Below are 9114 nucleotides of genomic sequence, written 5' to 3' on the forward strand. Positions count from 1 at the left end.
GTGACGCCGTCCGCCGCTGCTCCGGCAACGCCGCCGCCGTCCCAGGCCTGACAGGTCTGCTGCAACACCCACGCCCGGCCTTGCGCCGGGCGTTTTCATTCAGGGGCGCATCAGGGCGAGAGATAGCGCTTGGCGAGGCGCTCGGCGATCAGCTGCGAGTCCGGGCGCAGGTGCGGCGCCACCAGCATCATCACCTGGAACACCACCTGGCGGACGTCGCCGGCGTGGCCGAGGATGCGCTGGTAGTCGAGGGAGAACAGCAGGGTCAGGGTGATCTGCTCCACCAGCTGGCCGAGGGCGTCGGTGTCGCTGAGCAGTTCGTCCTGCGCCTTGAGCTGCGCCAGCAGCGTGGCCAGGGTGCGCTTGAGCTGGTTGAGCCAGGCGCGCACGCCGCGGGCGAGCCTGGGCAGGCGTCCGGCGAGGTTGGAGAGGTCCTGGAAGAGGAAGCGGTAGTGCGCCAGGCGCTCGACGATCAGGTGCAGGAACAGCCAGTAGTCCTCGGCGCCCAGTCGCACGTCCTCCGGCGGATCGAGCAGCGGCGCCAGTTCGTCCTGGAAGCGCTCGAACAGCGCCAGCACCAGCGGCTCCTTGCCGTGGAAGTGGTAGTAGAGATTGCCGGGGCTGATGCCCAGTTCGGTGGCGATCTCCAGGGTGGACACATTGGGCTCGCCCTGCTCGTTGAACAGCTGCAGGGCGCATTCGAGAATCCGGTCGCGCGTTTTCATCCGTGTTCAGGTTCCAGCCGCAGTGGGGGCCGACGATAGCTTTGGTGAACGATGGCCCGCAATTGCCGACGGGCAAACTTTCGAGGAGTCGGCCGACCTGTAGGAGCGAGCTTGCTCGCGAATCTCATCGAGAGCGCAGGGGCTCAAGCGGTTCGCGAGCAAGCTCGCTCCTACGAAGAGCAGGTACCCGAGCTCAGCGCACGTGCACGTAGGTGCCCGGTGCGGCCTCCTTGGGCGGGTAGTCGGCGTTGCCCAGTTCGAAGTGCACCGGGCGGCGTTCGCCCGAGCGCTGCTGGATCCATTCCAGCCACAGCGGCCACCAGCTGCCTTCCTGGCGCTTGGTGTCGTAGTACCAGGCGCGCGGGTCGGAGCTGATCTTGCCGTTCTCGAAATAGCAGGCCTTGGGGTTGCCCGGCGGGTTGAGGATGCTCTGGATGTGTCCGCTGTTGGACAGCACGAAGCGGGTATCGCCGCCCAGCAGCTGCGCCGAGCGATAGACCGCGTCCCAGGGCGTGATGTGGTCGGTGATGCCGGCCACGTGGAAGTTGTCCACGGCCACCTTCTTCAGGTCGATGGCGGTGCCGTTGACCTCCATGGCGCCGGGGCGGGCCAGCGGGTTGTGCTTGAAGAAGTCGAGGAAGTCGCCGTGCAGCGCGGCGGGCAGGCGCGTGTTGTCGTTGTTCCAGTAGAGGATGTCGAAGGCCGGCGGCTGCTTGCCCAGCAGGTAGTTGTTGACCCAGTAGTTCCAGATCAGGTCGTTGGGGCGCATCCAGGCGAAGACCTTGGCCATGTCGCGTCCATCCAGCACGCCGTGCTGGTAGGAGCGGCGCTTGCTGGTCTCCAGGGTCTGCTCGTCGGCGAACAGCGCGGCGGGGGTCTCCACCTGGCTGTCCAGCAGGCTCACCAGGTAGGTCGCACTGGCGATCTTGCGCAACTGCCGGCGCGCCTGCAGGTGGCCCTGCAGCGCGGCGATGGTCAGGCCGCCGGAGCAGGCGCCCATCAGGTTGACGCTGCGGCTGCCGCTGATGGAGCGGCATACCTCGATGGCCTCGTCCAGTGCGGTGACATAGGTCGACAGGCCCCACTCCCGGTGGCGCGCGTCGGGGTTGCGCCAGCTCACCATGAACAGCTGCAGATTGTTCTTCAGGGCGTACTGGACGAAGCTCTTCTCCGTGCTCAGGTCGAAGATGTAGAACTTGTTGATCTGCGGCGGCACGATCAGCAGCGGCTTGGCATGCAGGTGCTCGCCCATCGGCTTGTACTGGATCAGTTCCAGCACCTCGTTGCGGAACACCACCGCGCCCGGCGTGGTGGCCAGGTTCTGGCCGATCTCGAAGGCGCTGCGGTTGACCTGGCTGGGCATGCCGCCGTTGTGCACCAGGTCGTCGAGCAGATGCTGCACGCCCTTCACCAGGCTCTGCCCGCCGGTGTTGAACAGCTCCTTGACCGCCAGCGGATTGAGCAGGGTGTTCGACGGCGAGGCGGCGTCGGAGAGGATCGACAGCAGGAAGCGCGCACGGGCGCGGTCGTCGCCGTTCAGGTCGCTCTCGTCGATCCACGCCAGCAGTTGCTTCTGCCAGGCCAGGTAGGCCTGCACGGTGCGCCGGTAGATGGGATTGAGGCGCCAGGACGGGTCCTGGAAACGCGCGTCCTGCGGGTTGGGCTGCAGCGGCGAGTCGCCGATCAGTACCTTGCCCACCTGCTTGCCGAAGGCCGCCAGATGCTTCGCCGAATGCACCGGCTGGCGTACGCCCTGCAGCGCCAGCATGCGCAGGGTGGACAGCACGTCCTTACCGCGCAGGCCGACTATCGCACTCTGCGCATTCATGTACTGGGTGGGGGCGGGGACGCTACCAGGCTCAGCTTTCTCGCGCATGAACAGCACTCCATGAAGGGTCCGACCTGAAATGGCGACGCAAGCCTTGTACCAGAACGGGAAAGTGCCCGTTCCAGACGCCTGCGCCGGTTCGAGGGGTGTGCACGGGTATCGACGCGAGAGGGCGACTGCCCGAAAACAGGGCAGTGGATCAGCAGTCGGGTTGCCCTGCGGTCACCTGCGAAGGTGGCCGCAGCGGGGCCCGGATCAGGCGTTACGTGTCGATACCCGTGAACACGCCTGTTTGTTGTTCGGCTCTTTAAAAAAAGTGCCTGCAGAGCGATCGGTCAAGGCAGGATGCCCGCCGACTGTGACGAAGCCGTGATGCCTCAGCTGGCTTTCGGGGCGAACGGGCGCGGGTGGATGACCGCGCGCTGCCGTTCTTCCTGGAGGAATTTCATGATGATCGGCGCCACGGTTTCCGCGCGGGTCACCAGGAACAGGTGGCCGTCGTCGATCACGTGCAGCTCGGAGTTGGGGATGCGCCAGGCGATCATGCGCATGTTGATCAGCGGGATGATCGGGTCGTCGTCGCCGGCCAGGATCAGCGTCGGCTGGCGGATCTTGTGCAGCCAGTGGATGCTGGTCCAGCCGAGGCCGGCAAACAGCTGCCAGTAGTAGCCCATCTTGCCGGACGAGCGCACCTTGCTGGCGAACGCCATGGCCAGCTTCGGGTCGCGGCGGAAGGCGCCGCCATAGATGTCCGGGGCGATGTGCACGCCGTAGGACGGCTGGATGTAGCGCCGCGGGCTGGCCATGCGCCAGAGCACCCTGGGCTTGCCGGGCACCATCACCGCGCCGGCGGCAGTGGCGGCGAGGATCAGCTTCTTGCAGCGCTCGGGGTAGTCGTGGGCGAACTGCTGCGCCAGGGCGCCGCCCCAGGACACGCCGATGGCCGTCACCTGGCCGTAGTCCAGGTAGTCGAGCATCCGTGCGGCCAGCTTCGCCAGGCCGGGGAAGCGGTAGGGCGTGCTGGGCGTGGACGAACCGCCGACGCCGGGGACGTCGAAGGCGATCACCTCCAGGTCCGGGTCCAGCGCGGCGACGAAGGGGAAGACCAGTTCCAGGTTGGCGCCGATGCCGTTGAAGATCAGCAGCGGGGTCATGTGTTTCTTGCCCGGGCGCACGGCGGTGCGGATGGTCTGCCCGTTGAGTTCGATGGTGCGGAACTCGAAGGGCTGCGCCGCCGGCGCCTTGCTCGGAAGGATCTCCTCTGCGCTGCGTTTGCTGCGCGCGCGCCGGCTCGTCGGCGCGGCCGGTTCCACGGCTTGCGACGATTCAGGAGTGTTGGCGTCGTCCACGGCGCCGGCTTGCGGGAGGAGTTCTGTTTTCATCGTTCGTGTACGTAGGTTCCAGGGGCGGCTTCGCCGGCCGGGTGGGCCTTGTTGCCCAGGGCGGTCGGGGCCTTGCGCGTCTTGCCCGAGCGCTCGGCGAGCCAGTTCTGCCAGTGCAGCCACCAGGAGTCGGCGTGCTTGCTGGCGTTTTCCTGCCAGGCCTTCGGATCGACCGAGAGTTCCGGGCCGGTCATGAAGCGGGCCTTGGGGTTGCCTGGCGGGTTGAGGATGCTCTGGATGTGACCGCTGTTGGACAGGATGAATTCACACTTGCCGCCCAGCAGCCGCGCGGAGCGGTAGCAGGCTTCCCAGGGCGTGATGTGATCGGACAGGCCGGCCACGCAATAGAAGTCGCAGGTGATCTGCTTGAGGTCGATCGGCGTGCCACCCACTTCCAGCGCGCCTGCGCGGGTCAGCGGGTTGGTCTTGAACATCTCCACCAGCTCGCCGTGCAGCGCGGCCGGCAGGCGCGTGGTGTCGTTGTTCCAGAACAGGATGTCGAAGGCCGGCGGCTCGTTGCCCAGCAGGTAGTTGTTGACCCAGTAGTTCCAGATCAGGTCGTTGGGGCGCATCCAGGCGAACACCTTGGCCATGTCCTTGCCTTCGAGCACGCCGGATTGGTAGGAGCGGCGCTTGGCGGCTTCCAGGGTCTTCTCGTCGGCGAACAGGGCGATCTGGGTGTTCAGTTCGAAGTCCAGCACGCTGACCATCTGGGTGAAGGCGTGGACCTTGTTCTCGCCCAGGGCCGCATAGTGGCCGAGCAGGGTGACGGTGGTGATGCCGCCGGAGCAGGCGCCGAGCATGTTCAGGTCCTTGGCGCCGGTGATGGCCAGGACCGCATCGATGGCTTCCTTCAGCGCTTCGATATAGGTGGTCAGGCCCCACTCGCGCTGCGCCTTGGTCGGGTTGCGCCAGCTGACGATGAAGGTCTGCACCTGGTTGCGCAGGCAGAAGCGCGCCAGGCTCTTCTCCGGCGACAGGTCGAAGACGTAGAACTTGTTGATCTGCGGCGGCACCACCAGCAGCGGGCGCTCGTGCACGCTCTCGGTGATCGGCTTGTACTGGATGACTTCCAGCACGTCGTTGCGGAACACCACCGCGCCTTCGGTCACGGCCAGGTTCTTGCCGACCTCGAAGGCTTCCATGTTGACCTGGCTGGGCATGCCGCCGTTGTTCACCAGGTCCTTGGCCAGGTGCGTGAGGCCGTCGAGCAGGCTCTTGCCGCCGGTCTCGAAGAAACGCTTGACCGCCGCCGGGTTGGACAGCGTGTTGGTTGGCGCCATGGCTTCGGTCATCAGGTTGATGACGAACTGGCCGCGGCTGATGTCCTGCGCGGAGAGGTCGCTCTCACCGATCCAGGTGTGCAGCTCCTTGCGCCAGGCCAGGTACGACTGCAGGTAGCGGCGGTAGAGCGGGTTCTGGCTCCAGGCCGGGTCGTTGAAGCGGCGGTCGTCGTCCGAGGGTTTCAAGTCTGACTTGCCGAGCAGGACGTTCTTCAGTTCGAGGCCGAAGTGCGCCACGTGCTTGGCGCTGTGGAACGGCTGCTTGACCGCTTGCAGCAGCACCATGCGGGCAGAGGTGAGCAGGTCCTTGCCCTGAATGCCGATCACCGGGCTGAGATTCAGGGTGTTTTCCGCGGCTTGCTGGGGTAGATCGCTGTTGTTCTTCTGGGTCATCGGCGACGCTCCATTGTCCTGAGACGCATACTGGCGGGGCTCACCTTCGTGACGTGGGGCCAAGTACTGCTCGGGGTTGCGGAACGTGGAGAGGGCTCCACGCGATTCATCTGCTTGGCGGCATCACTGGAAGATCAGGAAACCACGCTCTATGCACTGTAGCTCCGTACATTGCACTGCCTTGGTTACCCGAGTTTCCTTCGCCGCGCAAGCTGGTGCAGCGTGGGCCAACTCCTAGGAGTATGTCGGGAAAAGTTAGAAAACGCGCCCTAGAGCGGGGGCATCGTGCCAATCCCGGAGTGGCCACTACACACGCATCAGTCTGCAACGGGAATGTTGCAAATGGCGTGCCCTGCAGCGAATGCCCGACGAAGGTTGGTGTGCGGGGGAGGCGAGGAGGAAAGATCGAACGAGTTGTAGGGAGAAGGTGAAGGGTTGTGCGGGAAGACGCTCTTGATCCTTGTAGGAGCGAGCTTGCTCGCGAACCAACCCCCGCCGCGGGGCTATTCGCGAGCAAGCTCGCTCCTACAGAAATGCGATGGTGCGGGGCGATCAGCGCGTAGGGCGCATAACCCGGAACGGGTTATCCGCCGATGGCATCAATGGCGGATAACGCCTTAGGCGTTATGCGCCCTACACGGTATTGCGAGGTGCAGAGTCCGCTCCTACGCAGGCGGCAGTTCGGCGTTAGCTGCTTACAGCATCAGCTTGACCACGGATTCCGACGGGTCGCGCGACTTGCCGGCCTTCTCCAGTTGCGCCAGGTAGTCGGCCCACATCTCGTCCTGGCGCACGCACAGTTCGTAGAGGTAGTCCCAGGTGAACAGGCCGCTGTCGTGGCCGTCGTCGAAGGTCAGCTTGAGCGCGTACTGGCCGGCCGGCTCCAGGTTGCTCAGGCCGACGTTCAGCTTGCCCACCTGCAGCACCGGGTTGCCGTGGCCCTGGACTTCCGCCGATGGCGAATGCACGCGCAGGAACTCGGCGGACAGCTCGTAGGACTGCTCCCCGTAAGTCAGCGACAGCTTCTTCGAGGCCTTGTGCAGCTTGATGGCGGAGGGAATGTGCATCTGAAAGCTCCGAGCTGAAAGCCGCAAGCGGTGCTCTGCTTGCCGCCTGCAGCTTATCGCTTGTGGCTACTTTTAAAGGATGTAGCGCGACAGGTCTTCGTCCTGGGCCAGTTCGCCCAGGTGGCCGTTGACGTAGGCCGCGTCGATCACGATGGCCTTGTCGCTGTGCTCGCTGGCGAGGTCGGCGGCGTCGAAGGACACCTCTTCGAGCAGGCGCTCGAGCAGGGTGTGCAGGCGACGGGCACCGATGTTCTCGGTCTTCTCGTTGACCTGGAAGGCGATCTCCGCGAGGCGCTTGATGCCGTCGGCGGCGAACTCGATGTCCAGACCCTCGGTCTTCAGCAGCGCGGTGTACTGCTCGGTCAGCGAGGCGTGCGGCTCGCTGAGGATGCGCTCGAAGTCGCTCGGGCTCAGGGCTTTCAGCTCGACGCGGATCGGCAGGCGGCCCTGCAGTTCCGGCACCAGGTCGCTGGGCTTGGACAGGTGGAACGCGCCCGAGGCGATGAACAGGATGTGGTCGGTCTTCACCATGCCCAGCTTGGTGTTCACCGTGCAGCCTTCGATCAGTGGCAGCAGGTCGCGCTGCACGCCCTCGCGGGAGACGTCGGCGCCACCGGCATTGGCGCGCTTGGCGATCTTGTCGATCTCGTCGATGAAGACGATGCCGTTCTGCTCCACCGCTTCCAGCGCGCGGGCCTTGAGATCTTCTTCGTTGACCAGGCGCTGCGCCTCCTCGTCGCGAACCAGCTTCATGGCCTCGGCGACCTTCAGCTTGCGGGTCTTGCGCTTGCCCTTGCCCATGTTGGAGAACAGGTTCTGCAACTGGTTGGTCATCTCTTCCATGCCGGGCGGGGCCATGATTTCCACGCCCGAGGGAATGTCGGCGACCTCGATGTCGATTTCCTTGTCGTCCAGCTGGCCCTCGCGCAGGCGCTTGCGGAACAGCTGGCGGGTGTTGGAGTCCTCGCGCGGCGGCTCGTCGCCGAAGCCGGTGGTGCGCGCCGGCGGCAGCAGGGCGTCGAGGATGCGCTCTTCGGCGGCATCTTCGGCGCGGTACTTCACCTTCTGCACTTCCTGCTCGCGGAGCATCTTGATCGCGGCATCGGCGAGGTCGCGGATGATCGACTCGACGTCACGGCCGACATAGCCGACCTCGGTGAACTTGGTCGCTTCCACCTTGATGAAGGGCGCGTTGGCCAGCTTGGCCAGGCGGCGGGCAATCTCGGTCTTGCCGACGCCGGTCGGGCCGATCATCAGGATGTTCTTCGGCGTCACTTCGGCGCGCAGTTCAGCCGGCAGCTGCATGCGCCGCCAGCGGTTGCGCAGGGCGATAGCGACGGCGCGCTTGGCGTCGTCCTGGCCGATGATGTGGCGGTTGAGTTCGTGGACGATCTCGCGGGGAGTCATGGACATGTGACTGGCTACTCCGGAACGACAGCGCTCAGACGGCGCTGTCGAGCTCCTCAAGGGTCAGGTTCTGGTTGGTGAACACGCAGATGGAGCCGGCGATGTTCAGTGCGGTTTCGGCGATCTCGCGGGCGCTCATCTCGTCGCTGCCTTTCTGCAGCAGGGCCAGCGCCGCTGCCTGGGCGAAGCCGCCGCCCGAACCCATGGCGATCAGGCCATGCTCGGGTTCGACCACGTCACCGTTGCCGGTGATGATCAGCGATGCGTCCTTGTTGGCCACGGCGAGCATGGCTTCCAGGCGGCTCAGGGAGCGGTCGGTGCGCCAGTCCTTGGCCAGTTCGACAGCGGCGCGCACCAGGTGGCCCTGGTGTTTTTCCAGCTGCTGCTCGAAGCGTTCGAAGAGGGTGAAGGCATCGGCGGTGGCGCCGGCGAAGCCGGCCAGCACTTCACCGTGGTACAGGCGGCGGACTTTCTTCGCGTTGCCTTTCATCACGGTGTTGCCCAGGGAAACCTGGCCGTCGCCGCCCATGACGACTTTGCCGTTACGGCGGACAGATACGATGGTGGTCAAGGGTCTTACTCCACACTAGCGGGGCGATGTGCCCGAATGCAGAGTCAGATGGGGACTAGGAAGGCGGGGTTCAAGTCCTGCGCCGGACGAGGAGCGCGCATTTCGCGCGCCGCCCGTCGGCGCAAGCCTTGGCGTGGCCGGGGTTCAGCGGGTCTGGCGCTGCTGTAACAGCAGGTTGCTGAAACCGTTGCCGGCAAGTTGCTTCTGCGCGGCGGAGGCCTTGGCGCGGTCGCCGTAGGGGCCGACCATCACGCGGTACCAGGTTTCGTCGCGCACGGTGCCGGACTCCACGCGGGCGTTCTGGCCCATCATGATGATCTGCGCGCGCAGGTGGTCGGCATCGGTCTGTTTGCGGAACGAGCCGGCCTGCAGGTAGTACTGCCTGCTGCCCATCGGCATCAGCTTCTACACCTTCGAATCGATCAGCTACATCATCGACGTGTACCGCGGCGACACGC

Annotated in this window: 7 protein-coding genes and 2 pseudogenes; 1 reads left to right on the top strand and 8 read right to left on the bottom strand. The window is 65.3% G+C overall.

Annotated features, from left to right (window positions below):
* Positions 1-110: 110 nt before the first annotated feature.
* The 8 genes and pseudogenes from ACCC94_RS24815 to ACCC94_RS24850 all read right to left on the bottom strand — a co-directional run.
* Positions 111-725: a TetR/AcrR family transcriptional regulator gene (locus tag ACCC94_RS24815; RefSeq protein WP_413352277.1), complete on the bottom strand. Its 615-nt coding sequence runs from the start codon at positions 723-725 to the stop codon at positions 111-113.
* Positions 726-918: 193 nt separating this feature from the next.
* Positions 919-2601, bottom strand: coding sequence for a class II poly(R)-hydroxyalkanoic acid synthase (gene phaC, locus ACCC94_RS24820; RefSeq protein ID WP_413352278.1), 1683 nt, complete (start codon positions 2599-2601; stop codon positions 919-921).
* Positions 2602-2930: 329 nt separating this feature from the next.
* A complete protein-coding gene (gene phaZ, locus ACCC94_RS24825) occupies positions 2931-3935 on the bottom strand; it encodes a poly(3-hydroxyalkanoate) depolymerase (protein ID WP_413352280.1) in 1005 nt (334 codons plus the stop codon).
* On the bottom strand, positions 3932-5611 hold the full coding sequence (phaC, locus tag ACCC94_RS24830) for a class II poly(R)-hydroxyalkanoic acid synthase (protein WP_413352282.1): 1680 nt from the start codon (positions 5609-5611) through the stop codon (positions 3932-3934). Before phaC (ACCC94_RS24830) ends, phaZ begins: the two co-directional genes overlap by 4 nt.
* A gap of 695 nt (positions 5612-6306) precedes the next feature.
* The gene (locus ACCC94_RS24835; RefSeq protein ID WP_413352283.1) at positions 6307-6678 is read right to left on the bottom strand and encodes a gamma-butyrobetaine hydroxylase-like domain-containing protein; all 372 of its coding nucleotides are present in this window, start codon (positions 6676-6678) and stop codon (positions 6307-6309) included.
* Between the two features lie 72 nt (positions 6679-6750).
* A complete protein-coding gene (hslU, locus tag ACCC94_RS24840) occupies positions 6751-8091 on the bottom strand; it encodes an ATP-dependent protease ATPase subunit HslU (RefSeq protein WP_413352284.1) in 1341 nt (446 codons plus the stop codon).
* A 28-nt stretch (positions 8092-8119) separates the two neighbouring features.
* Entirely contained in the window at positions 8120-8656 is a 537-nt protein-coding gene (gene hslV, locus ACCC94_RS24845; RefSeq protein WP_184590368.1) for an ATP-dependent protease subunit HslV, read from the bottom strand.
* 144 nt (positions 8657-8800) lie between these two features.
* Positions 8801-9037: pseudogene (locus ACCC94_RS24850) on the bottom strand (SPOR domain-containing protein); the annotation flags it as partial.
* Here ACCC94_RS24850 and ACCC94_RS24855 point away from each other — a divergent pair.
* Positions 9033-9114: pseudogene (locus ACCC94_RS24855) on the top strand (hypothetical protein); the annotation flags it as partial. The pseudogenes ACCC94_RS24850 and ACCC94_RS24855 overlap by 5 nt on opposite strands.

Source organism: Pseudomonas sp. Pseusp97, from assembly GCF_047304025.1.
In the GTDB taxonomy this organism is placed as follows: domain Bacteria; phylum Pseudomonadota; class Gammaproteobacteria; order Pseudomonadales; family Pseudomonadaceae; genus Pseudomonas.

Bases quoted from the DNA above. Each gene is read 5' to 3' on its own strand.
- phaZ (WP_413352280.1), bottom strand. From the start codon at position 3,935: ATGAAAACAGAACTCCTCCCGCAAGCCGGCGCCGTGGACGACGCCAAC.
- phaC (WP_413352282.1), bottom strand. From the start codon at position 5,611: ATGACCCAGAAGAACAACAGCGATCTACCCCAGCAAGCCGCGGAAAAC.
- ACCC94_RS24815 (WP_413352277.1), bottom strand. From the start codon at position 725: ATGAAAACGCGCGACCGGATTCTCGAATGCGCCCTGCAGCTGTTCAAC.
- hslU (WP_413352284.1), bottom strand. From the start codon at position 8,091: ATGTCCATGACTCCCCGCGAGATCGTCCACGAACTCAACCGCCACATC.
- phaC (WP_413352278.1), bottom strand. From the start codon at position 2,601: ATGCGCGAGAAAGCTGAGCCTGGTAGCGTCCCCGCCCCCACCCAGTAC.
- ACCC94_RS24835 (WP_413352283.1), bottom strand. From the start codon at position 6,678: ATGCACATTCCCTCCGCCATCAAGCTGCACAAGGCCTCGAAGAAGCTG.